This window comes from Rubrivivax sp. A210, assembly GCF_904426505.1.
Taxonomy (GTDB): Bacteria; Pseudomonadota; Gammaproteobacteria; order Burkholderiales; family Burkholderiaceae_C; genus Rubrivivax.
Map to the genome: position 1 here is coordinate 88768 of NZ_CAJGBN010000034.1, position 23758 is coordinate 112525.

At 69.4% G+C, this 23758-nt stretch carries 21 protein-coding genes and 2 pseudogenes; 18 read left to right on the top strand and 5 right to left on the bottom strand.

Going from position 1 to position 23758, the window contains the following annotated elements:
* Window positions 1-20 precede the first annotated feature (20 nt).
* The 8 genes and pseudogenes from JMV16_RS16440 (at window position 21) to JMV16_RS16470 (ending at window position 7327) form a co-directional block, all read left to right on the top strand.
* The gene (locus tag JMV16_RS16440; RefSeq protein ID WP_201495383.1) at window positions 21-998 is read left to right on the top strand and encodes an MDR family oxidoreductase; all 978 of its coding nucleotides are present in this window, start codon (window positions 21-23) and stop codon (window positions 996-998) included.
* 163 nt (window positions 999-1161) lie between these two features.
* Entirely contained in the window at window positions 1162-1602 is a 441-nt protein-coding gene (locus JMV16_RS16445) for a group I truncated hemoglobin (RefSeq protein ID WP_201495384.1), read from the top strand.
* A gap of 150 nt (window positions 1603-1752) precedes the next feature.
* A complete protein-coding gene (locus tag JMV16_RS16450) occupies window positions 1753-3651 on the top strand; it encodes a propionate--CoA ligase (protein ID WP_201495385.1) in 1899 nt (632 codons plus the stop codon).
* Between the two features lie 186 nt (window positions 3652-3837).
* A pseudogene (locus tag JMV16_RS24285) lies at window positions 3838-4653 on the top strand (NF038132 family protein); the annotation flags it as partial.
* 27 nt (window positions 4654-4680) lie between these two features.
* A pseudogene (locus JMV16_RS24615) lies at window positions 4681-4794 on the top strand (PEP-CTERM sorting domain-containing protein); the annotation flags it as partial.
* A 43-nt stretch (window positions 4795-4837) separates the two neighbouring features.
* Window positions 4838-5107, top strand: a complete 270-nt coding sequence (locus tag JMV16_RS16460; protein WP_201495386.1) for an acyl carrier protein — start codon at window positions 4838-4840, stop codon at window positions 5105-5107.
* A 19-nt stretch (window positions 5108-5126) separates the two neighbouring features.
* The gene (locus JMV16_RS16465; RefSeq protein WP_201495387.1) at window positions 5127-6338 is read left to right on the top strand and encodes a beta-ketoacyl-[acyl-carrier-protein] synthase family protein; all 1212 of its coding nucleotides are present in this window, start codon (window positions 5127-5129) and stop codon (window positions 6336-6338) included.
* Window positions 6339-6460: 122 nt separating this feature from the next.
* Window positions 6461-7327 carry a DNA ligase gene (locus tag JMV16_RS16470; protein WP_201495388.1) on the top strand — a complete coding sequence of 289 codons (867 nt, stop codon included), beginning with the start codon at window positions 6461-6463 and terminating at the stop codon, window positions 7325-7327.
* Window positions 7328-7349: 22 nt separating this feature from the next.
* Here JMV16_RS16470 and JMV16_RS16475 read toward each other — a convergent pair whose 3' ends face one another.
* From JMV16_RS16475 to JMV16_RS16490, 4 genes are all read right to left on the bottom strand, one after another.
* The gene (locus JMV16_RS16475; RefSeq protein ID WP_201495389.1) at window positions 7350-7838 is read right to left on the bottom strand and encodes a hypothetical protein; all 489 of its coding nucleotides are present in this window, start codon (window positions 7836-7838) and stop codon (window positions 7350-7352) included.
* A gap of 12 nt (window positions 7839-7850) precedes the next feature.
* Window positions 7851-9584 (bottom strand): PhoH family protein, encoded by a 1734-nt coding sequence (locus tag JMV16_RS16480; protein WP_201495390.1) that lies wholly within the window; start codon window positions 9582-9584, stop codon window positions 7851-7853.
* Window positions 9585-9692: 108 nt separating this feature from the next.
* Window positions 9693-10169 carry a peroxiredoxin gene (locus JMV16_RS16485; protein WP_201495391.1) on the bottom strand — a complete coding sequence of 159 codons (477 nt, stop codon included), beginning with the start codon at window positions 10167-10169 and terminating at the stop codon, window positions 9693-9695.
* A gap of 78 nt (window positions 10170-10247) precedes the next feature.
* The gene (locus tag JMV16_RS16490) at window positions 10248-10637 is read right to left on the bottom strand and encodes an Mth938-like domain-containing protein (RefSeq protein WP_201495392.1); all 390 of its coding nucleotides are present in this window, start codon (window positions 10635-10637) and stop codon (window positions 10248-10250) included.
* A gap of 38 nt (window positions 10638-10675) precedes the next feature.
* On the opposite strand from JMV16_RS16490, the gene JMV16_RS16495 reads away from it, so the two are divergent.
* The 9 genes from JMV16_RS16495 to JMV16_RS16535 all read left to right on the top strand — a co-directional run bounded on the left by JMV16_RS16495 (window position 10676) and on the right by JMV16_RS16535 (window position 20584).
* Complete coding sequence (locus tag JMV16_RS16495) at window positions 10676-11914, top strand: pyridoxal phosphate-dependent aminotransferase (RefSeq protein ID WP_201495393.1); 1239 nt, start codon at window positions 10676-10678, stop codon at window positions 11912-11914.
* Window positions 11911-13224: a homoserine dehydrogenase gene (locus JMV16_RS16500; protein WP_201495394.1), complete on the top strand. Its 1314-nt coding sequence runs from the start codon at window positions 11911-11913 to the stop codon at window positions 13222-13224. Before JMV16_RS16495 ends, JMV16_RS16500 begins: the two co-directional genes overlap by 4 nt.
* Complete coding sequence (thrC, locus tag JMV16_RS16505; RefSeq protein WP_201495395.1) at window positions 13221-14630, top strand: threonine synthase; 1410 nt, start codon at window positions 13221-13223, stop codon at window positions 14628-14630. Before JMV16_RS16500 ends, thrC begins: the two co-directional genes overlap by 4 nt.
* 11 nt (window positions 14631-14641) lie before the next feature.
* Window positions 14642-15871, top strand: coding sequence for a gephyrin-like molybdotransferase Glp (glp, locus tag JMV16_RS16510; RefSeq protein WP_201495396.1), 1230 nt, complete (start codon window positions 14642-14644; stop codon window positions 15869-15871).
* Window positions 15868-16119 carry a MoaD/ThiS family protein gene (locus tag JMV16_RS16515; RefSeq protein ID WP_201495652.1) on the top strand — a complete coding sequence of 84 codons (252 nt, stop codon included), beginning with the start codon at window positions 15868-15870 and terminating at the stop codon, window positions 16117-16119. The genes glp and JMV16_RS16515 overlap by 4 nt, the downstream gene beginning before the upstream one ends.
* Before the next feature lie 5 nt (window positions 16120-16124).
* Window positions 16125-16634: a molybdenum cofactor biosynthesis protein MoaE gene (locus JMV16_RS16520; protein WP_201495397.1), complete on the top strand. Its 510-nt coding sequence runs from the start codon at window positions 16125-16127 to the stop codon at window positions 16632-16634.
* Window positions 16634-17110 (top strand): flavin reductase family protein, encoded by a 477-nt coding sequence (locus JMV16_RS16525; protein WP_201495398.1) that lies wholly within the window; start codon window positions 16634-16636, stop codon window positions 17108-17110. Before JMV16_RS16520 ends, JMV16_RS16525 begins: the two co-directional genes overlap by 1 nt.
* A gap of 100 nt (window positions 17111-17210) precedes the next feature.
* Window positions 17211-19811, top strand: coding sequence for an ATP-dependent chaperone ClpB (gene clpB, locus JMV16_RS16530; RefSeq protein ID WP_201495399.1), 2601 nt, complete (start codon window positions 17211-17213; stop codon window positions 19809-19811).
* Between the two features lie 119 nt (window positions 19812-19930).
* Complete coding sequence (locus tag JMV16_RS16535) at window positions 19931-20584, top strand: hypothetical protein (protein ID WP_201495400.1); 654 nt, start codon at window positions 19931-19933, stop codon at window positions 20582-20584.
* A gap of 118 nt (window positions 20585-20702) precedes the next feature.
* On the opposite strand, the gene JMV16_RS16540 is transcribed toward JMV16_RS16535, so the two are convergent.
* Window positions 20703-21977, bottom strand: a complete 1275-nt coding sequence (locus tag JMV16_RS16540) for a hypothetical protein (protein ID WP_201495401.1) — start codon at window positions 21975-21977, stop codon at window positions 20703-20705.
* Window positions 21978-22132: 155 nt separating this feature from the next.
* On the opposite strand from JMV16_RS16540, the gene nadB reads away from it, so the two are divergent.
* The gene (nadB, locus tag JMV16_RS16545) at window positions 22133-23758 is read left to right on the top strand and encodes an L-aspartate oxidase (RefSeq protein ID WP_201495402.1); all 1626 of its coding nucleotides are present in this window, start codon (window positions 22133-22135) and stop codon (window positions 23756-23758) included.

A 23758-nucleotide genomic window follows, 5' to 3' on the forward strand; every position in this document is an offset into this window, starting at 1 on the left:
CTGGTAACAGAGATCGCACCATGTTCAAGGCCCTGCTGCTCGCAAAAGACGAGGCCGGTTTCCGCGCCGGCGTGACCCAGGTCGACGAGGCCCGCCTGCCGCCCGGCGAGGTGCTGGTGGAGCCGGCCTTTTCCACGCTCAACTTCAAGGATGGCCTGGCGCTCACCAACAAGTCGCCGGTGGTGCGCGTCTGGCCGATGGTGCCGGGCATCGACGGCGCCGGCACCGTGCTGGAAAGCAGCCACCCCGACTGGAAGCCGGGCGACCGCTTCGTCCACAACGGCTGGGGTGTGGGCGAAACCCACTGGGGCTGCCTGGCCCAGCGTGCGCGGCTCGAGGGCGACTGGCTGGTCAGGCTGCCGGCGGCCTTCACGCCGCGCCAGGCCATGGCCATCGGCACGGCCGGTTACACCGCGATGCTGTGCGTGCTGGCGCTGGAACGCCACGGCCTGGCGCCCGGCGCCGGCGAGGTGCTGGTGACCGGCGCCAGCGGCGGCGTCGGCAGCGTCGCCATCGCGCTGCTGGCGCGCCTGGGCCACCGCGTCGTCGCGGCCAGCGGCAAGCCGCAATCGGCCGACTACCTCAAGGCGCTGGGCGCGTCGGCCGTGATTGATCGCGCCGAACTCGCCGCCGCCGGCAAGCCGCTGCAGAAGGAGCGCTGGGCCGCGGTGGTGGACGCTGTCGGCAGCCACACCCTGGCCAATGCGCTGGCGCAGACCCGCTACGGCGGCGTCGTCGCCGCCTGCGGCCTGGCCCAGGGCATGGACCTGCCGGCGAGTGTGGCGCCCTTCATCCTGCGCGGCGTCACGCTGGCCGGCATCGACAGCGTGATGGCGCCGCGACCGTTGCGCGGCGAGGCCTGGTCGCGGCTGGCGCGCGATCTCGATCCGGCCCTGCTCGAGACCATGGTCGAGGAGATCCCCCTCGAGGACGCCGTGACGGCTGCCGCGCGCCTGATGGCCGGCCAGGTGCAGGGGCGCATCGTCGTGCGTATCTGAGCCGGCACGGGCAGGGCCGGGCCTGGGTGACCCAGGTCACCGAGCCTGGGTGGGGGCGTCGATACATTGCGCAGCGTCATGCCGGCGGCCCGTTCCGCTGCATGGCCGCAGCGGGCCGCAGGCGCCGCGGCGACCTCCCAACCTGCCCGAGAAAGCCCCATCGATGAACACCCTGAACCGCGTTGCCCTGCGCCTGGCCGCCGCCGGCCTCGTTTCCCTGGCCCTGAGCGGCGTCGCCAGCGCCGCCGACAAGAGCCTCTACGAGCGCCTGGGCGGCAAGCCCGCGCTCACCGCCGTCGTCGGCGAGGTCTGGAACAACGTCGCCGCCGATGCGCGCATCAACAAGTACTTCGCCAAGACCAAGCCCGAGGTCTTCGGCGGCCAGCTGGTTGACTTCCTGTGCCAGGCCAGCGGCGGCCCTTGCCAGTACAAGGGCAAGGACATGCAGGCCGCGCACACCGGCATGAAGCTCAGCGACGGCGACTTCAACGCGCTGGCCGAGGACGTGGCCAAGGCCCTCGACAAGTTCAAGGTGCCGGCCAAGGAAAAGAGCGAGGTCATGAACATGCTCGGCGGTCTCAGGGGCGCCGTCGTCAATCACTGATCGCAGCCGCATCCCCACGGCCCCGGGCCGGCCTTGCGCCGCCCGGGGCTGCGGCGCTAAGTCAGCGGCTCGTCAGACCCTGGCCGCCCAATCCTTGGATGGCGTGCAGCGATCGCGCCACAGCCCCATACGCCTTATCCAGGAGACCGCATGACGACCTACGCCGACTTCCACCAGCGTTCGATCACCGAGCGCGACGCGTTCTGGGGCGAGCAAGCCGCCCTCATCGACTGGAAGACGCCGCCGCAGCAGATCTGCGACTACAGCAATCCGCCTTTCGCGCGCTGGTTCGTCGGCGGCACCACCAATCTCTGCCACAACGCGGTCGACCGTCATCTGGCCACGCGCGCCGACCAGAACGCGCTGATCTTCGTCTCCACCGAGACCGGCATCGAGCACGCCTACAGCTTCCGCGAACTGCACACCGAGGTGCAGCGCATGGCGGCCACGCTGCAAAGCCTGGGCGTCAAGAAGGGTGACCGCGTCCTCATCTACATGCCGATGATTCCCGAGGCCGCCTTCGCAATGCTGGCCTGTACGCGCATCGGCGCGCTGCATTCGGTGGTCTTCGGCGGCTTCGCCTCGGTCAGCCTGGCCACGCGCATCGACAACGCCGAGCCGGTCGTGATCGTCAGCGCCGACGCCGGCAGCCGCGGCGGCAAGGTCGTGCCCTACAAGCCCCTGCTCGACGAGGCCATCAACCTGGCCGCCTACAAGCCGTCCAAGGTGCTGATGGTCAATCGCGGTCTCACCGCCTTCCCCCGCGTCGAGGGCCGCGACGAGGATTACGCCACCTGGCGCGAAAAGCATGCCAACGCCAGCGTGCCCTGCGAGTGGGTGGACGCCACCCACCCCAGCTACACGCTCTACACCAGCGGCACTACCGGCACGCCCAAGGGCGTGCAGCGCGACACCGGCGGCTATGCCGTGGCCCTGGCCGCGAGCATGAAGCACATCTATTGCGGCAATGCCGGCGAAACCTACTTCAGCACCAGCGACATCGGCTGGGTGGTGGGCCACAGCTACATCATCTACGGCCCGTTGATCGCCGGCATGGCCACCATCATGTACGAGGGCTTGCCCACCCGCCCCGACGCCGCCGTCTGGTGGAGCCTGGTCGAGAAGTACAAGGTCACGGTGATGTTCTCGGCGCCCACCGCGGTGCGCGTGCTCAAGAAGCAGGACCCCGAGTGCCTGAAGCGCCACGACCTGTCGAGCCTGCGCGCCCTGTTCCTGGCCGGCGAGCCGCTGGACGAGCCCACCGCCAAGTGGATCGCCGAGGCCCTGGGCAAGCCCATCGTCGACAACTACTGGCAGACCGAGACCGGCTGGCCCATCCTGAGCATCTGCAAGGGCGTCGACAACGCCAACACCAAGTTCGGCTCGCCCGGCAAGGCCGTCTACGGCTATGACGTGAAGCTGCTCGACGAGGCCACCGGCGAGATCCTCACCGGCGCCAACCAGAAGGGCGTGGTCGTGGTCGAGGGCCCGCTGCCCCCGGGCTGCATGCAGACCGTGTGGCGCGACGACGAGCGCTTCGTCAAGACCTACTGGCAAAGCGTGCCGGGCAAGATGGTCTACAGCACCTTCGACTGGGGCATCCGCGACGAGGACGGCTACTTCTTCATCCTCGGCCGCACCGACGACGTCATCAACGTCGCCGGCCATCGCCTGGGCACGCGCGAGATTGAGGAAAGCATCTCCAGCCACCCGGCCGTGGCCGAAGTGGCGGTGGTCGGTGTGGCCGACCAGCTCAAGGGCCAGGTGGCCATGGCCTTTGCCGTGCTCAAGGACGTGGCGCGCGCCGCCACGCCCGAGGGCGCGCTCAAGCTCGAAGGCGAGATCATGAAGCTCGTCGACGAGCAACTGGGCGCCGTCGCGCGGCCGGCCCGCGTGCGCTTCGTCACCGTGCTGCCCAAGACGCGCTCCGGCAAGACGCTGCGCCGTGCCATCCAGGCCGTGTGCGAGCAGCGCGACCCCGGCGACCTGACCACCATTGAAGACCCGACGGCGCTGCAGCAGATCAAGGATCTGGTCTCGCCCGCCTGACCCGGGGGGGTGACGCGCCACGCCATGCAGAGCCTGGCGCGTCACAATCGAGACGGCCCGAAAGGTATCCGGGTCGGCGTCTGAATCTCTTTCAAGGATTGGCGTGCGCCTTGCTGCGGCAGGCGCGCCCCAGCCCCACGGTTCGGCGGTGGTGGCCCTTCTTTCCTTGATGTCCGAGGTTCCGACATGTCGAGTTCCGCAGTTTCCTTTCTGGCGCTTGCTGCCCTCACCTTGCTCGCCGCGCCGCTGGCCCAGGCGGCCGACATTTCCATTGGCGGCACCAGCTGGACCGCCACCGGCAGCGCCGGGCTGATCGCCCGCGACTACGACTCGCAGCGCACCAACCAGGTCTTCGAGTTCGCCGACGCCCAGCTGGACGCCTCGCCCACCGGCAACACCCTCTTCGGTTACCTCGGCACCGCCGGCAGCACTGCTACCGGGGTCTCGCCCCTGCAGTTGCTGGACACGGTGGACATCCCGGGCTTGAACCAGACCAATGGTTCGAAGATCGTCTCCAGCGCCTTCACGGCGGCGGCCAACGACCGTCTCACGCTGTACTTCAATTACATCTCCACCGACGGCCGCAACTACGAGGACTACGCCTGGGCGCGCCTGGTATCGGCCGCCACCGGCCGCACGGCGGCCTGGCTGTACACCGCGCGCAGCGGCAACAAGCCCGACGCGGACGGCACCAGCGACTACGTGCCCGGCAAGGTGCTGCAAGACCAGGTCGGCTTCCGCGACCTGGACAACCGGGACCCCAACCGCCAGATCGCCGCTACGCTCAATAACGGCCTGCCGGTCATCGGCGTGGCCGACACCAACACGCAGTGGGCACCGCTGGGGGCCTCGTCCGGCATCTGCTGGGACGTGGGTACCAGCTGCGGCTATACCGGCTGGGTCAAGTCCGATTACGTGGTGGCCACCACCGGCAGCTACTTCCTCGAGTTCGGCGTCACCAACTGGGGCGACGACATCTACGACACCGCACTGGCCTACGACTTTGCCCACCTGTCACAGGCCCAGTTCAATGGCTTGACCGTGCTCGAGAACGTGGCCGTCGTGCCCGAGCCGCAGGCTGCGGCCTTGATGCTGGGCGGGCTGGGCCTGCTGGGCTGGCTGGGGCGCCGGCGCGCTGGATAATGTGGTCGATGCGCGCGTCTGTGCCACCGGGAGGAGGCTGCGCGTGCCTGGCACCTGTATGAGCAATACGCAGCAAACCATCATCGACATCATCGCCAAGACCTGCTCGATAGAGCCGGCGCGCATCTCGCTCGACGCCACGCTGAAGGAATTGGACGTGCATTCGCTCGATGCGGTGCAGGTGCTGTTCGAGATCGAAGACCGCTTCGACATCACCGTGCCCGAGCGCCAGGACCAGTACGCCGCCGGCACCGTGCGCGACCTCGTCGCCGGTGTCGAACAGCTGCTGGCGGCCAAGGCCCAGGCGGCCTGATCCCGTGAGGTCGGGCGCGATGCGACGCGTCGTCGTCACCGGCATGGGCTGCGTCAGCGCCCTGGGCCTGAGCGCCACCGCCACCTGGCAGGCGATGGCCGAGGGCCGGGCCGGCATCGGCCCGCTCAGCGGGCTCTCGGGCCATGAGCTGCGCACTTCGGTGGCGGCCCAGTTGCGCGGCTACGAGCCGCTGGCCTACTTCGACGAGAAGCGCCTGGTCCTGCTCGACCCGGTGTCGCAGTACGCGCTGATCGCGGCGCGCGAAGCGGTGGGCCAGGCCGGCATCGATTTCGCGGGTGCGGCAGGTGATGAGGTCGCGGTCATCATCGGCACCGGCATCGGCGGCGCCAGCACCCAGGACGGCATGGCGCGCCGGCTCTATGGCGAGGGCAATCCCCGCGTCCACCCGATGGCCATCGTGCGCGTGATGCCCAACGCGCCGGCGGCGCAGCTCTCGCTCGAATTCGGCCTGCGCGGACCTGCCTTCGCGGTGGCCAGCGCCTGTGCCTCGTCCAACCACGCCCTGGCCCAGGCGCTGATGCTGCTGAAGAGCGGCGGCGCCGAGGTGGCCCTGGCCGGCGGTGCCGAGGCCTGCATCACCGTGGGCACGGTCAAGGCCTGGGAGGCGATGCGCGTGCTCGCCGACGACACCTGCCGCCCCTTCAGCAAGGGCCGGCGCGGGCTGGTGCTGGGCGAGGGTGCCGGCGTCTTCGTGCTCGAGACGCTGGAGCACGCCCAGGCCCGCGGCGCCACCATCCTGGCCGAGCTGGCCGGCGCCGGCATGACGGCCGATGCCGCCGACATCGTGATGCCCGACGCCAGCGGTGCCGCGCGTGCCATGCGCGCCGCCCTGGCCCAGGCGGGGCTGGCGACCGACGAGATCGGCTACATCAACGCCCACGGCACCGGCACGCCGGCCAACGACGCCACCGAGACGCGCGCCATCAAGGCCGTCTTCGGCGAGCACGCGCGGCAATTGGCGGTGTCTTCCACCAAGTCCATGCACGGCCACGCGCTGGGTGCCGGCGGCGCCATTGAACTGGTGGCGGTGATCGGCGCGCTGCGCGATGGCGTGCTGCCGCCCACCATCAACCACCTCGGGGCCGACCCCGAATGCGACCTCGACGTCGTGCCGAATGTGGCGCGCGAGCGCACCGTCGGTGCGGCGCTGTCCAACAGCTTCGCCTTCGGCGGGCTCAACGCGGTGCTGGCGCTGCGGCGCTGGGGCTGACGGCTGCGGCGAAGGCCGCAACCCCTCTTGCGGGGGCCCCCGCCGGGCCCGCCGGCGGGTGATTTCCGCGAGGGCGGCGCGGCCAGAGACTGGTGGCTCCTTGCACTGCACCGGAGCCCCGCATGAAGCCAGACCGCCGCCGCTTTCTCGCTGCCCTATCCGCGCTCTCTACCTTGCCGGCCTGGCCAGCCTGGGCGCGGCCCGCGTCGGACGATGCGTCGCCACCGCGCCTGCTGCTGGCCCTGGAGGCCGCGCCCGACGTCGACCCCGCCGGCTGGCTGGTGAGCGAGAAGTACGACGGCGTGCGTGCGTTCTGGGACGGCCGCGCTCTCCGCTTGCGCAGCGGCACGCCCGTCGCCGCGCCGGCCTGGTTCACCGCGCGGTTGCCGGCCACGCCGCTGGACGGCGAACTGTGGCTGGGCCCAGGCCGCTTCGACGCGCTTTCGGCCGCAGTGCGCCGCGCCCGCCCCGTCGACGCGGAATGGCGGGCGCTGCGCTACATGGTCTTCGAGCTGCCCGATGCCGCGGGCGACTTTGCCAGCCGCGCCGCGCGCATCGCGAGCCTGCTTCAGGCCACCGGCAACCCTCAACTGGTGGCCGTACACCAGGCCGCGCTGGTCGACCGCGCGGCGCTGCAGGCGCGGCTGGCCCAGGTGGTGGGCACCGGCGGCGAGGGGCTGATGCTGCATCGCGCCGATGCCCCGTACTCAAGCGGGCGCAGCCCGCTGCTGCTCAAGCTCAAGCCAGTGCAGGACGAGGAGGCCACGGTGGTGGGCCATGTCGCCGGCCGAGGCCGCCACGAAGGTCGCCTCGGCGCGCTGCGCGTGCGCATGGCTGACGGGGCGGAATTCCTCATCGGCACCGGTTTCAGCGATGCCCAGCGAGAAAGCCCGCCGCCGCTGGGGGCGCTGGTGAGCTACCGCTACCGCGGACGCACGGCGGGCGGCCTGCCGCGCTTTGCCAGCTTTCTGCGGCTGCGTGATCTTTGAGGCGCCCGCCCTCGCTGGCCGTTCAGGGCGTGTGGTCGGCCATGCCGTCGCAACGCGGATCGATGCCGTAGGCGGCGCTGCTGACCAAGCCGTCGTCGGTGACCGAGGCCTGGAACCAGAGGCAGTCGTTCGTCGGGTAGCGCCACGACCAGACCTCGCCACCCGGTCGCCCGCCGTGGCGGCGCTCGCCCGGTCTGCCTATCCAGCGCAGCAGGGCCTCGCGCGTGAGCCCGGGCGCCGACTGCACGGCCAGGAACTCTGCCTCGCTCAGCACCTGGCGCGCGCCGGTGACGCGGCCGGCGGCATCGAGGTCGATCATCCAGGTCGTGCGGCCATAGGGGCCTGTCGCGTATTCCAGCCTTTCGCCGCCGCCCGGCAGGGCATAGCGGGCGCTGGGCTGGCCGCGAGCTCGCAGCACCTCGTCGCGGCCGCTGCCTAGCGGTGGCGGCGCGACGGCACAGGCGCCCAGCAACAGCGTCAGCATGAGACAGGAAGCCAGGCTGCGCGGCATGGGCTCACTCCTTCAAAGCACCTCGCTGGCGTAGTCGGCCAGGCGCGAACGTTCGCCGCGCGCCAGCGTCAGGTGGCCGCCATGGGGCCAGCCCTTGAAGCGGTCGACAGCATAGGTGAGGCCGGAACTGCCCTCGGTGAGGTAGGGCGTGTCGATCTGCGCCAGGTTGCCCAGGCAGACGATCTTGGTGCCGGGACCGGCGCGCGTGATCAGGGTCTTCATCTGCTTGGGCGTGAGGTTCTGGGCCTCGTCGATGAGGACGAACTTGTTCAGAAATGTCCGCCCGCGCATGAAATTCAGGCTCTTGATCTTGATCTTGCTGCGCACGAGGTCATTCGTCGCCGCGCGGCCCCATTCGCCGGCGCTGGCGTCGCTGCGCGCCAGCACCTCGAGGTTGTCGTCCAGCGCGCCCATCCAGGGGCCCATCTTTTCTTCCTCGTTGCCGGGCAGGAAGCCGATGTCGTCGCCCACCGGCACGGTGACGCGGGTGACGATGATTTCGGTATAGCGCCGCTCGTCCAGCACCTGGGCCAGGCCGGCGGCCAGGCTCATCAGCGTCTTGCCGGTGCCGGCGGTGCCGGCCAGCGTGACGAAATCGCACTCCGGGTCCATCAGCAGGTTGAGGGCGAAGTTCTGCTCGCGGTTGCGCGCCGTCACGCCCCAGACCGCGTTCTTGGCGTGGCTGTAGTCGCGCAAGGTCTTGAGCACCGCGGTCTTGCCGGTGATCTCGGTGACGCGGGCGTAGAGCGCGGCGGCACCCGCCACCTCGAGGTAGACGAACTGGTTGATCAGCAGGCCCGGCACCAGCGGCCCGCTGATGCGGTAGAAGGTGGCACCTCCCTGCTGCCAGCTTTCCATGGTCTTGCCATGGCGGTCCCAGAAGTCGGCCGGCAGCGCCAGCACGCCGGTGTAGAGCAGGTCGCCGTCTTCCAGCGTCTTGTCGTTGAAGTAATCCTCGGCCGGCAGGCCCAGGGCGCGTGCCTTGACGCGCATGTTGATGTCCTTGGACACCAGCACCACTTCGCGCCCCGGATGCTGCTCGCGCAGGCTTTGCACCACGCCCAGGATCTGGTTGTCGGCCTTGCCATGGGGCAGGCCGGCGGGCAGCTTGAAGTCGAGCAGCAGGGTCTGGAAGAAGAGTTTGCCGCCGGCCTCGCGGTGGCCGGTGCGCGACAGCTCGATGCCGGCATGGCTGTCGAACAGGCCGTCCTGGGCCGACAGACTGGCCAGCGCGTCGAGTTCGCGGCTGACCTGGCGCACGCTGCGCGCGACCTCGCTCATGCCCTTCTTGTGGCCGTCGAGTTCTTCCAGCGTGATCATGGGCAGGAAGACGTCGTGTTCCTCGAAGCGGAACAGGCTCATCGGGTCGTGCATCAGCACATTGGTGTCGAGCACGAAGAGCTTGGCCGGGCCGCCGGACTTGGGCTTGCGCGGCTTGGGGGCCGGGGCGGCGGGCGGCCTGGCAGCGGGCCTTGCCGCGGCGGCGGGCCTGGTGGGCGCGGCCGGAGCGGCTGTCGCGGCGGGCAGGGTGCGTGCGTTGGCCACCGCGGCCGAGGCGGTGCTTGCCGCACTGGCCGCCAGGGCCGCGGCCGCTGTGCCGTCGTCGAGCGCCAGCGTGGTCTGGGCCGGCGCCTCGGCGGCGCGGGTCTTGAGCGAGCGCTTCTCGGGACGCGGCGCGGCCTGGGCCTCGTAGGCGGCGCTGGCGATCAGATCACCCTTCTTGGACGGCGGTTTGGGCAGCGGCATGTCGAAAAACTGTCATGGAGAAGAAAAAAAGCCGCGCAGCGGGTGCTGTGCGGCTTGCGGATGTGCTTTCGGCGCCCTGGCGCCGGCGGCCTGGCGTGGGCTGGGTGTTCAAGCGGCCTTCTTCAGCGCCTTCACAGCCTTCAAGACCTCGTCGACATGGCCGGCGACCTTGATGCCGCGCCACTCGGCGCGCATCACGCCCTCGGCGTCCATCAGGAAGGTGCTGCGCTCGATGCCCTTGACCTTCTTGCCGTACATGATCTTGTTCTTGACCACGCCGAACATGTGGCAGAGCTTTTCTTCGGTGTCGGCGATCAGCTCGAAGGGCAGCTCAAGGTTCTGCTTGAACTTTTCGTGGCTGGCCATGTTGTCGCGCGAGACGCCGAAGACCACCGCGCCGGCCTGGAGGAAATCCTTGTGCTGGTCGCGGAACTGCATCGCCTCGGTGGTGCAGCCGGGGGTGTTGTCCTTGGGGTAGAAGTACAGTACAACGGCCTTCCCGAGATGGGACTGCGGCGTGAATTTCACGCCGCCGGTGGCCATTGCTTCGAATTCGGGTAGAGTTTTGTTGATGACTGGCGTCATGGATGGTGTTTCTCGGACTGCGCAGATGCCGAAGCCGGCCTAAGGGCGAATTATAAGTTCAACGCCGGAGCCGCCCCCTCAAGCCGCTGCCGGCGGGCCTTCGAGCAGCAGTGCGGCGACCACCGAACGTTGCTCGTTCACCAGCACGTTGTAGGTGCGGCAGGCCGCCGCCGTGTCCATGGTCTCGATGCCGATGCGGCGCTCCATGAGGGCCCGCATCAGGGCCGGCGGCGCGAAGCGGATGCGCGCGCCGCTGCCGAAGATCACCAGCTCAGGCTGAAGCGCCACGATGGCTTCGAAGGCCGCGGCGTCCAACTGCCCGAAATCCTGCGGTGCCCATGCCCGCACCTCGCCCACCCAGGGCACGAGCACGCTGCGGACGTAGGGCGTGGCACCCACCCAGACGCGCCCGCTGTCGTGGCGCGTGATGCTGTTGACGCCGGCTAGCGTGTCGGGCTGGAACTTCATGAGTGGATAATTCTAGGTTCGCTGCAGGAGCACCCTTCTTGAGACCCACCTTCAAGCCCCTGACCAAGTCGGCCAAGCTGGCCAACGTGGCCTACGACATCCGCGGCCCCGTGCTCGACAAGGCACGCCAGATGGAGGACGAAGGCCAGAAGATCATCAAGCTGAACATCGGCAACGTCGCCGCCTTCGGCCTCGAGCCGCCCGACGAGATCGTGCAGGACATGATCCGCAACCTGCCGCACTCGGCCGGCTACACCGACAGCAAGGGCCTTTTTGCGCCGCGCAAGGCGGTGGTGCATTACACGCAGGAGAAGGGCGTGAAGGGCGTCACGGTGGACGATGTCTACCTCGGCAATGGCGCCTCCGAGCTGATCCAGATGAGCATCAGCGCCCTGCTCAACGACGGCGACGAGGTGCTGATCCCGGCGCCCGACTTCCCGCTCTACACCGCGGTGGTGGGGCTATCGGGCGGGGTGCCGGTGCACTACGTCTGCGACGAGCAGGCCGGCTGGCTGCCCGACATCGCCGACATCCGCGCCAAGATCGGCCCGCGCACGCGCGGCATCATCGTCTGCAACCCGAACAACCCCACTGGCGCGCTCTACCCCGACAACCTGCTGCTCGAGATCATCGAGCTGGCGCGCCAGCACCAGTTGGTGGTGTTTGCCGACGAGATCTACGACAAGACGCTCTACGACGGCAACACCCACACCGCGATGGCCAGCCTGGCCGACGACGTGCTGTTCGTCAGCTTCAACGGCCTTTCCAAGAACTACCGCAGCTGCGGCTACCGCGCCGGCTGGATGGTGGTTTCGGGTGAGAAGCGCCATGCGCGCGACTACATCGAGGGCCTGAACATGCTGGCCAGCCTGCGCCTGTGCAGCAACACGCCGGGCCAGCTGGCGATCCAGACCGCCCTGGGCGGCTACCAGAGCATCAAGGATCTGGTGGCGCCCACCGGGCGCCTGTGCCGCCAGCGCGACCTGGCGCACGAACTGCTGTCGCAGATCCCCGGCGTCAGCGTCGTCAAGCCGCGCGCCGCGCTCTACATGTTCCCGCGCCTTGACCCCGCGGTCTACCCCATCGCCGACGACCAGCAGTTCGCCTACGAGCTGCTGGCCGAGGAGAAGGTGCTGATCGTCCAGGGCACGGGCTTCAACTGGATTGCGCACGACCACTTCCGCCTCGTCTTCCTGCCCAACGTCGACGACCTGACCGAAGCCATCAAGCGCATCGAGCGCTTCCTGTCCCAATACCGCAAACGGCACTTCACATGAGCTCTCCCATCCAAGTCGGCCTGCTCGGCATCGGCACCGTCGGCAGCGGCACCTTCAAGGTGCTGCAGCGCAACCAGGAAGAAATCCGCCGCCGCGCCGGCCGCGGCATCGCCATCACCATGGTGGCCGACCTCGATGTCGAGCGCGCCCGCGCCATCGTCGGCGACGCTGCCCAGGTGGTGGCCGACGCACGCCAGGTCATCGCCAACCCGGCCATCGACATCGTGGTCGAGCTGATCGGCGGCTATGGCATCGCGCGCACCCTGGTGCTCGAGGCCATTGCGGCCGGCAAGCACGTCGTCACCGCCAACAAGGCGCTGCTGGCCGTGCATGGCACCGAGATCTTCCAGGCCGCCAGCGCCAAGGGCGTGGTCGTCGCCTTCGAGGCCGCGGTGGCCGGCGGCATCCCCATCATCAAGGCGCTGCGCGAAGGCCTCACGGCCAACCGCATCGAGTGGGTGGCCGGCATCATCAACGGCACCACCAACTTCATCCTCTCGGAGATGCGGGCCAAGGGCCTGGACTTCGGCGTCGTGCTCAAGCAGGCGCAGGAGCTGGGCTATGCCGAGGCCGACCCCACCTTCGACATCGAAGGCGTGGACGCGGCCCACAAGGCCACCATCATGAGCGCCATCGCCTTCGGCGTGCCGGTGCAGTTCGACCGTGCCCACGTCGAGGGCATCACCGGGCTGCAGGCGGCCGACATCCGCTATGCCGAGCAGCTGGGCTACCGCATCAAGCTGCTGGGCATCACGCGCCGCCGGGAGCACGGGATCGAACTGCGCGTCCACCCCACGCTGATCCCCAGCCAGCGCCTGATCGCCAATGTCGAGGGCGCGATGAACGCGGTGGTGGTGCAGGGCGACGCCGTCGGCACCACGCTCTACTACGGCAAGGGCGCCGGCAGCGAGCCCACCGCCAGCGCGGTGATCGCCGACCTGGTGGACATCACCCGCCTGCATGCCGCCGACCCCGAGCACCGCGTGCCCCACCTGGCCTTCCGCCCGGGCTCGATGGCGGCCACCCCCATCCTGCCCATCGCCGAGGTCATCACCGCCTTCTACCTGCGCCTGGTGGTGGCCGACAAGGCCGGCGTGCTGGCCCGCATCACCGGCATCCTGGCCGAGCATGCGATCTCCATCGACGCCGTGCTGCAGCGCGAGAGTGCCGAGGGCGAGAAGCAGACCGACCTCATCATCCTGACCCACGACACGGTCGAGGGCCGCATGGTGGCGGCGCTGGCCCAGATGCAGGCCCTGCCCACGGTGCTGGCGCCCATCGTGCGGATACGCAAGGAAGAGCTGGCGTGAACTACATCAGCACCCGTGGCGACACCACCCCCCGCGGCTTCTGCGACATCCTGCTCGAGGGCCTGGCGCCCGATGGCGGGCTCTACCTGCCCGAGCGCTACCCCAAGGTCGACGCCGCCACGCTGGGCCGCTGGCGCAGCCTGCCCTATGCCGAGCTGGCCTTCGAGATCCTCTCGCTCTACATCGCCGACATTCCGCCGGCCGACCTGAGGCGCCTGGGCGAGGCCACCTACACCGAGGCCGTCTTCGGCACGCCGCAGATCACGCCGCTGACCCGGCTCGATGAGGGCCTCTACCTGCAAGGCCTGTCCAACGGCCCCACGCTGGCCTTCAAGGACATGGCGATGCAGCTGCTGGGCAACCTGTTCGAGTACGAGCTGGCGCGGCGCGGCGAGCAGCTCAACATCCTGGGCGCCACCAGCGGCGACACCGGCAGCGCGGCCGAGTACGCGATGCGCGGCAAGCAGGGCGTGCGCGTCTTCATGCTCAGCCCCCACGGCCGCATGAGCCCCTTCCAGCAGGCGCAGATGTTCAGCCTGCAGGACGCCAACATCCACAACATCGCCGTCGAGGGCGTGTTCGACGACTGCCAGGACATCGTCAAGGCGGTCAGCAACGACCTCGACTTCAAGCGCCGCTACAGCATTGGCACGGTCAACTCGATCAACTGGGCGCGCCTGCTGGCCCAGGTGGTTTATTACTTCGCCGGGTACTTTCAGGCCACCCGTTCCGACCATGAAGTGGTGAGCTTCGCCGTGCCCAGCGGCAACTTCGGCAACATCTGCGCCGGCCACGTGGCGCGCATGATGGGCCTGCCCATCCGTCGCCTGGTGCTGGCCACCAACGAGAACGACGTGCTCGACGAGTTCTTCCGCACCGGCACCTACCGCGTGCGTGCCACGGCCGAGACGCACGAGACCTCGAGCCCGAGCATGGACATCAGCAAGGCCAGCAATTTCGAGCGTTTCGTGTTCGATCTGCTGGGCCGCAATGCGGCGCGCACCGCCGAGCTCTTCGGCCCGGCGCTGGCGCGCGACGGCGGCTTCACGCTGGCTGCCGCCGAGTTCGCGCCGGCCGCCAGCTACGGCTTCGTCTCGGGCCGCAGCAGCCATGCCGACCGCCTGGCGACTATCCGGGACACCTGGCAGCGCCACGGCGTGATGATCGATACCCACACGGCCGACGGCCTCAAGGTGGCGCTCGCCCACCGCGCGCCTGGCGAGACCATGATCGTGCTCGAGACCGCGCTGCCGGCCAAGTTTGCCGCCACCATCATCGAGGCCACGGGCGTGGCGCCCAAACCGCCGGCCGCGCTGGAGGGCATCGAGAACCTGCCGCGCCGCTACACCGTGATGGCGCCCGAGGTCGACACGGTCAAGCGCTTCGTCGCCATGCACTGCGCCTGAAGAAGATTGCAATGCAGGACCGCAACCTGATTACCCTGGACGAGGCGCTGGCGCGCCTGGTGGCTGGCGCGGCGCGTCTGCGCATTCTCGAGGCCGAGACCGTCTCCAGCTTCGAGGCCCTGGGTCGCGTGCTGGCGGCCGACCTGCATTCGCAGATCGACGTGCCGCCGCGCGACAACACGGCGATGGACGGCTATGCCCTGCGTGCAGCCGACGTGCCGGCGGCGGGTACGCGGCTGCCGGTGTCGCAGCGCATCCCGGCCGGCGTCGTGGGTGAGCCGCTGGTGCCCGGCAGCGCGGCGCGCATCTTCACCGGCGGCCAGCTGCCCGAGGGCGCCGACGCGGTGGTGATGCAGGAGCAGTGCGAGGCCGTTCCTGGCGATGGTCTGGGCGAGGTCGTCGTCAACCAGGTGCCGGCCGCCGGCCAATGGGTGCGCCGCCGCGGTGAAGATGTGCTGCGCGGCCACACCGTGCTGCGCCTGGGCACGCGGCTGACACCCCAGGCCCTGGGCATGGCAGCCACCGTGGGCGCCGAGACCCTGGCCGTGTGGCGGCGCCCGCGCGTGGCGCTGTTCTCCACCGGCGATGAACTCGTGCTGCCCGGCCAGCCGCTGCCGCCGGGGGCCATCTACAACTCCAATCGCCACACGCTGCGCGCGCTGCTGCAGGCCGCCGGCTGCGAAGTGCAGGACCTGGGCATCGTGCCCGACCGGCTGGACGCCACGCGCGCCGCGCTGCGCCAAGCCGCCGAGGCCAGCGATTTGATCCTCACCTCGGGCGGGGTTTCGGTGGGCGAGGAAGACCACCTCAAGCCCGCCGTGCAGGCCGAGGGCGAGTTGCAGTCCTGGCAGGTGGCGATGAAGCCGGGCAAGCCGCTGGCCTTCGGGCGCGTCGGCAAGTCCCTGGTGATGGGGCTGCCGGGCAACCCGGTCTCGAGCTACATCACCTTTCTGCTCACGGTGGCGCCGGTGTTGCGCACGCTGCAGGGCATGGATGCCACGCCGCCCCGGCCGCTGCTGCTGCGCGCCGATTTCGACTGGCCGCGGCCCGACCGCCGGCGCGAGTTCATGCGCGCCCGCCTCAATGAGCAGGGCGGGCTGGAACTTTTTCCCAACCAGAGCTCGGGCGTGCTGACCTCCACTGTCTGGGCCGACGGACTGATTGACAACCCCGCCGGCCAGGCGGTGAAGCGCGGCGACATGGTGCGCTTCCTGCCACTGGATACGCTGGTGTGGCGATGAAGGTTTCGGTGCGCTATTTCGCGGCGCTGCGCGAGGCCTTGGGGCCCGGCGAGCAGGTCGAGCTGGCCGCCGGCAGCACGCTGGGCGCGCTGCGCGACCAGCTGCTGGCGCGCGGTGGCCGCCATGCCGAGGTGCTCTCGCGCCAGCGCGCCGTGCGCTGCGCGCTCAATCAGGTGCTGGCCGACGAGGCGGCCGTGGTGGGCGAGGGCGCCGAGGTGGCCTTCTTCCCGCCGGTGACCGGAGGCTGATAGCCATGTCTCCCCGCGTCAGCATCCAGTCCGCAGACTTCGACCTCAGCGCCGAGGTCGCGGCGCTGCGCGCGGGTGACGGCGGCGTCGGCGCCATCGCCACATTCACCGGCACCGTGCGCGAACGCAGCGGGGATGCCGCCATCAGCGCGATGGAGCTGGAACACTACCCTGGCATGACCGAGGCCGCCATTGAGGCCATGATCGATGCCGCAAGTGCGCGCTTCGACATCCGCGGTGCGCGCGTCATCCACCGCGTTGGCCTGCTGCAGCCGCGCGAGCAGATCGTGCTGGTGGCCGTCACCTCGGCCCACCGCGGCCAGGCCTTCCAGGCCTGCGAGTTCCTGATGGACTACCTCAAGACCCAGGCGCCGTTCTGGAAGAAGGAAACCACGCCGGCCGGCGCGCAGTGGGTGGATGCCCGCGTCGCCGACGACGAGGCGCTGGCGCGCTGGGGCATCGCTGCCGGCAATGCGGGTGGCGGTGCTGTCGCCGCGCCAGACGCGGTCGCCTGATGGACAAGCGCCGCCTGCGCACGGCCCTGGGCCGCTTTGCCACCGGCGTGACCATCGTCAGCTGCGTCGACGAAGGCGGGCGCTGGGTGGGCCTCACCGTCAGCTCCTTCTCGTCGCTGTCGCTCGAGCCGCCACTGGTGCTGTGGTCGCTGCGCCAGGAAAGCCCCAACCTGGCCGCCTTCGAGGCTGCGCCGCGCTTTGCGGTCAACGTGCTGGCCGAGGCGCAGATCGGCCTCTCGCGCCGCTTTGCCAGCAGCCATGACCACCGCTTCGGCGAAGGCGAGTGGGCGTTGGGTGCCCATGGCCAGCCGGTGCTCAAGGACGCGGTGGCGGTGTTCGAGTGCGAGACCGTCACGCGCCAGGATGCCGGCGACCACCGCCTCTACATCGGCCGTGTGCTGGCCTTTGCCGAGCACGCGCACGCGCCGCTGCTCTACCGCTCGGGCCACTACCACAGCCTCGGCGAGACCCTGTAGTGCGCCGCCCGCGCGGCGGGGGGCGCCGGTCCCTGCCCGCAGCAGGGTCTTGATTCGTTGACGGCCGGCCCCACGTTCCTTGCAACCGAGGAGCCCCGCCATGCGTTTCGACAAGCTCACCACCGCCTTTCAGCAAGCCCTGGCCGATGCCCAGAGTGCTGCCGTGGCGCGCGACAACCCCTACATCGAGCCTGAACACCTGCTGGCGGCCATGCTGGCCCAGCCCGACGGCCCCAAGGCCTTGCTCGACCGTGCTGGCGCCAACACGGCAGCGCTGGCCGTGGCCATGGAAACCGCCATCCGCAACCTGCCGCAGGTGCAGGGCCAGACAGGGCAGACGCCCCAGGTGCAGCCCGGGCGCGACCTGATGCAGTTGCTGCAGGCCGCCGACAAGGAGGCCGGCAAGGCCGGTGACCAGTTCATCGCCAGCGAGATGTTCTTGCTTGCGCTGGCCGACGCCAGGACCGACCTGGGTGGCGTCGTGCGCGGCCATGGCCTCACGCGCAAGGCGCTGGAAGCAGCGGTGACGGCGGTGCGCGGCGGCCAGAAGGTCGACAGCGCCGAGGCCGAGGGCCAGCGCGAGGCGCTCAAGAAGTACACGCTGGACCTCACCGAGCGCGCCCGCCAGGGCAAGCTCGACCCGGTGATCGGCCGCGACGACGAGATCCGCCGCGCCATCCAGGTGCTGCAGCGGCGCAGCAAGAACAACCCGGTGCTGATTGGCGAGCCCGGCGTCGGCAAGACCGCCATCGTCGAGGGCCTGGCCCAGCGCATCGTCCACGGCGAGGTGCCCGACACCCTGAAGGACAAGCGCGTGCTGGTGCTGGACATGGCAGGGCTTCTCGCCGGCGCCAAGTACCGTGGCGAGTTCGAGGAAAGGCTCAAGGCCGTGCTCAAGGAAGTGGCTGCCGACGAGGGTCGCATCATCCTGTTCATCGACGAGCTGCACACCATGGTGGGCGCCGGCAAGGCCGAGGGCGCCATCGACGCCGGCAACATGCTCAAGCCCGCGCTGGCGCGTGGCGAACTGCACTGCATAGGCGCCACCACGCTGGCCGAGTACCGCAAGTACGTGGAGAAGGACGCCGCGCTGGAGCGCCGCTTCCAGAAGGTGCTGGTCGACGAGCCGAGTGTGGAGGCCACGGTGGCCATCCTGCGCGGTCTGCAAGAGAAGTACGAAGTCCACCACGGCGTCGAGATCACCGACCCGGCCATCGTTGCCGCGGCCGAGCTGAGCCACCGCTACATCACCGACCGTTTCCTGCCCGACAAGGCCATCGACCTCATCGACGAGGCGGCGGCCAAGATCAAGATCGAGCTCGACTCCAAGCCCGAGGCGATGGACAAGCTCGACCGCCGTCTCATCCAGCTCAAGATCGAGCGCGAGGCGGTGCGCAAGGAGACCGATGAGGGCTCGATCAAGCGCTTCGGCCTGATCGAGGACGAGATGCTGAAGCTTCAGCGCGAGCTCAACGACCTGGACGAGATCTGGAAGTCCGAAAAGGCGGCGTCCCAGGGCTCGGAAGAGCTGATCAAGGAGCGTGACGCGGTCAAGGCCCAGATCGACGCTTTGACGCGCCAGCAAAGGTACGACGAAGTGGCCCGCCTGCAGTACGAACGCCTGCCCCAGATCGAGAAGCGCCTGAAGGAAGTGCAGGACAAGGAAGCCGGCAAGAAAGGCACGGGCCGGCCGCAGCTGCTGCGCACGATGGTCGGCGCCGAGGAGATCGCCGAGGTCGTGGCGCGCGCCACCGGCATCCCTGTCGCCAAGCTGATGCAGGGCGAGCGCGACAAGCTGCTGCAGATGGAGGAAAAGCTGCACGAGCGCGTGGTGGGCCAGGACGAGGCCATCACGGTGGTGGCCGACGCCATCCGCCGCAGCCGCGCGGGCTTGAGCGACCCGAATCGCCCCCTGGGCAGCTTTCTCTTCCTGGGCCCCACCGGCGTCGGCAAGACCGAGCTGTGCAAGGCGCTGGCCGGCTTCCTGTTCGACAGCGACGACCACATGATCCGCGTCGACATGAGCGAGTACATGGAAAAGCACTCGGTGAGCCGTTTGATCGGCGCGCCGCCGGGCTATGTGGGCTATGACGAGGGCGGGGCGCTGACCGAGGCGGTGCGCCGCAAGCCCTACAGCGTGCTGCTGCTCGACGAAGTCGAGAAGGCGCACCCGGATGTCTTCAATGTGCTCTTGCAGGTGCTGGACGACGGCCGCTTGACCGACGGCCAGGGCCGCACGGTGGACTTCAAGAACACCGTGATCGTGATGACCAGCAACCTGGGCAGCCCCATGATCATGCAGATGGCCGGCCAGCCGGTCGACGCGATCCGCGATGCCGTGTGGGGCGAGGTGAAGGCGCATTTCCGGCCCGAGTTCCTGAACCGCATCGACGAGACCGTGGTCTTCCACGCCCTCGATGCGCAGCACATCGAGAGCATCGCCCGCATCCAGCTCAAGCTGCTCGAAAGCCGGCTGGAGAAGCTGGAGATGAAACTCGAGGTGTCGGCGGCGGCGCTGGCCGAACTGGCCAAGGTCGGCTTCGATCCGCTGTTCGGCGCGAGGCCGCTCAAGCGGGCCATCCAGCAGCGCATCGAGAACCCGGTGAGCAAGCTCATCCTGCAGGGCCGCTTCGGGCCCAAGGACGTGATCCCGGTGGACGTCGACGAAGGTGCCTTCTCGTTTTCGCGCGTGGTGCATTGAGGGCGGCGTGACATCCGGGCGTCTGCTTGCGAAGGCTTGCGAAAGTTTTCAGCGGGGCGGCCGATGATGGGAGGTGGCGCGGCGCGCCGCCTCGCCTTCATCCCATCAAGGACCGCCCCATGATCCAGGACTTCCGCTTTCCGCTTTCGCTGGTGCTTGCTGCGCTGGCTTTTCAGGCCCAGGCCGGCGAGGTCTACGCGCCCATCGGCATACCGGGCATCGGCATTGGCTATGCCCAGCCGGTGAACAGCATGTTCACGCTGCGCGCCGACTTCATGACCCTGGGCTCGCGCAGCAAGGACACCACCGAGGACGGCATCACCTACCAGGGCCGCTACAAGCTGCAGCGCACCGCGCTGCTGGTCGACTTGTTCCCGATGGCGGGCTCGTTCCGCTTCACTGCGGGCGCCGTGCTCAGCACCTACAAGGGCACGCTCGACGCCTCGGGAGCGAGCGGCACCATCACCATAGGCGACACCACCTACACAGGCCTTTCCGCGGCCGATGGCATGAACGTGGAAATCAAGTTTCCCAGCACCACGCCTTATCTGGGTATCGGTTGGGGCCACCAGGCCGGCAGCGGCCTGCGCTTCAGCTTCGACATCGGCGCCGCCATCGGCCGCGCCAAGCTCACGGCCTCGCCGCGCGGCCAGCTGGCCAGCGAGCCCACCATACAGGCCGACATCGACAAGGAACTGGCCGAGTTGCGCGACGGCGTCGGCAAGGTGCGCGCGATACCGCAGCTCAGCTTCGGCATCGGCTACAGCTTCTGAGGCGGATTCGCCTTCAACCGCCTGGCGGCGTTGGGGCGCCTCGCTGTGCCGAAGCACGGTCTTCGGCACCCCGCCCGGCGATACGGTCGAATGCGAACCCCTAAAGAGCCTAAAGAGGTCAGCGCGGCGCTTCGATGCGCTCCAGCTGCATGCGTGCCAGCGTCAGGTTGCCGGTGCTGGCCTGGATCACCAGGTGCACGGCCACGCCGGGGTGGCCCGGCACCGGGCGCAGCAGCAGGTGGTGGGCCTGGGTGCTGACGCTGGCCTCCGAGCGCGCCGGGCCCAGGCCGAGGGCGCGCGAGGCATCGTTCATGGCCGCCAGCAGGGCCGTGCCCTGCTGCGCCAGGCGTTCGGCCGACGGCGGCCCGCCGGCCATGGCCATGGGCTGCATCGAATGGGTGTCGAAGACGCAGCAGGCCACCGCGCCCTTGATCACCGCGCAGCGCTCGGCATAGGCCTGCCAACGCGTGCTGCCGGGCACCGGCATCGGGGTCGGCGGCGTCGTCGATGCAGCCGTGCGCGCAGGCGCGGCCTGGGTGGCGGCCTGGGCCAGCGGCATGGGCTGGGTATCGGCCTCGGGCATGGGCACGCGCGGCTTGGGCACGGCGCGCGTCATGTCGGTGGGCAGGGCGCGCTTGCCGCCGGTGCGGTCGTGGACGCGGTTCCAGGCGCCGCCGATGAAGGTCCACACGTCCTTGGGTTGGGCGGCATGCGGCGTCACCTGCACCGCCACGGTGTTCTGGCGCGCCAGCTGGGCGCCCTGGGCGGCGAGTGCCGCGCCCGAACCCAGCGGCACCAGCAGCAGGTCGCGGTTGGACCAGGCCCCGCTGGCGATGGCATCCTGCAGCGGCGCCAGCTGGGTGGCCAGCAACTTGGCCGGTACCTCGCCCACCAGCAACACGCCCAGCTGGCTGTGGCTCAGCAGCAGGAGGGCGAGTTCGGCGCGCTGGGCGAGATCGGCGGTCACGTCGGTGGAATACACGCGCACCGGCGTGCCGTCGGCCAGCGGCACTTCGACAAACTGCAGCACCGCCAGCGGCACGCCCTGGCCCGCCTTGCGCACCAGCAGGCGCTGCACGCGGGCGCCGGCGGCGCCGGCCAGGCCGGTGAGCAGGCGCAGCGAGGCGCTGGTGCCGACATCGTGCAGCGCAATGAATTCGGGCCGGTGCTGCTTGAACTCGAGTTCGAGCGAGGCGATGAGCCCGCTGGCGACGAAGAGCTCGACCTGGTCGTCGGCGATGCGGCGGCCTATGTCCTGGCTGCCCTGTCCCAGGTAGGCGTCGCGGTCGGCGATGAATTGCGTGCTCGGCTCCAGCAACTCGGCGCGCTTGTCGGTGGCGCGGTGGTCGAAGCGCTGGGTGTCGGGCCAGGTCGGATCGTCACGGCCTTGCATGGTGGGCTCTGCTTATGGGTGGCGGAACCAGTCATCATAGGGTGGTCCTCCAGCCGCCGCATCGCCATTGCGGGGGGTGATCCTTAGAATCCAAGCAGGCGTTCACGTCTGGCCTCGCGTTCGCGACGCCGCTGCGCCTTCAACCGCCCCACCGCATGACACCCAGCCCAAACCCAAACCCGCCCAATGCCCGCATGGTCGTCATCGGCGCCGGTCTCGGCGGTCTCACGGTGGCGCTGGAACTGGCCCGCTACCACCCGGTGCTGGTGCTGGCCAAGCGCGAGCTGGGCGAGAGCGCCACGGCCTGGGCCCAGGGCGGCATCGTCGGCGTGCTGGGCGACGACGACAGCGTCGAATCGCATGTGCGCGACACCCAGGATGCTGGCGCCGGCATCGTCGACGAGGTCACGGCGCGCTTCATCGCCGAGCGCAGCGCGCAGGCCGTGCAGTGGCTGGTCGACGCCGGCGTGCCCTTCTCGCCCGATCCCGCGGGCCCGCTGGGCCTGCACCTCACGCGCGAGGGCGGCCACGCGGTGCGGCGCATCGCGCATGCCGCCGATGCCACCGGCAAGGCCATCCACGACGCCCTGCTCGAGCGAGCGCGCGCCCATCCCAACATCGATCTGCGCGAGCGCTGGATGGCGGTCGACCTCATCACCTCGCGCCATCTCAAGCGGCGCGAGAGCCCGCGCTGCTACGGCGTCTACGCCCTCGACATGGACCGCGGCCGCGTCGAGACGCTGCCGGCGCGCGCCGTGGTGCTGGCCACCGGCGGCGCCGGCAAGGTCTACCGCTACACCACCAACCCCGAGACCGCCACCGGCGACGGCACGGCGATGGCCTGGCGTGCCGGCTGCCGGGTGGCGAACATGGAGTTCATCCAGTTCCACCCGACCTGCCTGTACCACCCGCAGGAGCGCAGCTTTCTCATTACCGAGGCGCTGCGCGGCGAGGGCGGCCATCTCACGCTTCCCGACGGCACGCGCTTCATGGCCGCGCACGACGCGCGCATGGAACTGGCGCCGCGCGACATCGTCGCCCGCGCCATCGACTTCGAGATGAAGCGCCACGGCCTCGATCACGTCTGGCTCGACGCCCGCCATCTCGGCGAGGCCTTCCTGAAAGAGCACTTTCCCACCATCCACGCGCGCTGCCTGGAACTTGGCATCGACATCGCGCGGGCCCCTATCCCCGTGGTGCCGGCGGCGCACTACACCTGCGGCGGCGTGGTTACCGATCTCGACGGCCGCACCGACCTGCCCGGCCTCTACGCGGTGGGCGAGACCACCTACACCGGCCTGCACGGCGCCAACCGCCTGGCCAGCAATTCGCTGCTCGAATGCGTGGTGGTCGGCTGCACCTGCGCCGTCGCCATCCAGAACCAGAAGGAGATGGCCGAGCCGCCGCTGCCGCCCTGGGACGAGAGCCAGGTTGAGGACGCCGACGAGCAAGTGGTGATCGCCCACAACTGGGACGAGTTGCGCCTCTTGATGTGGAACTACGTCGGCATCGTGCGCACCACCAAGCGGCTGGAGCGGGCACTGCACCGCATCAAGCTGTTGCGCGACGAGATCGACGACTACTACGCCAATTTCCGCGTCAACCGCGACCTGCTGGAGTTGCGCAACCTGGTCGTCTGCGCCGAGTTGATCGTGCGTTCGGCACTGCGCCGCCACGAAAGCCGCGGCCTGCACTACAGCCGCGATTTCCCCGACACGCTGCCGATCAGCTTTCCCACCGTGCTGACGCGGCCGGCCACCAGCGGAACGAAGCGACGCTGA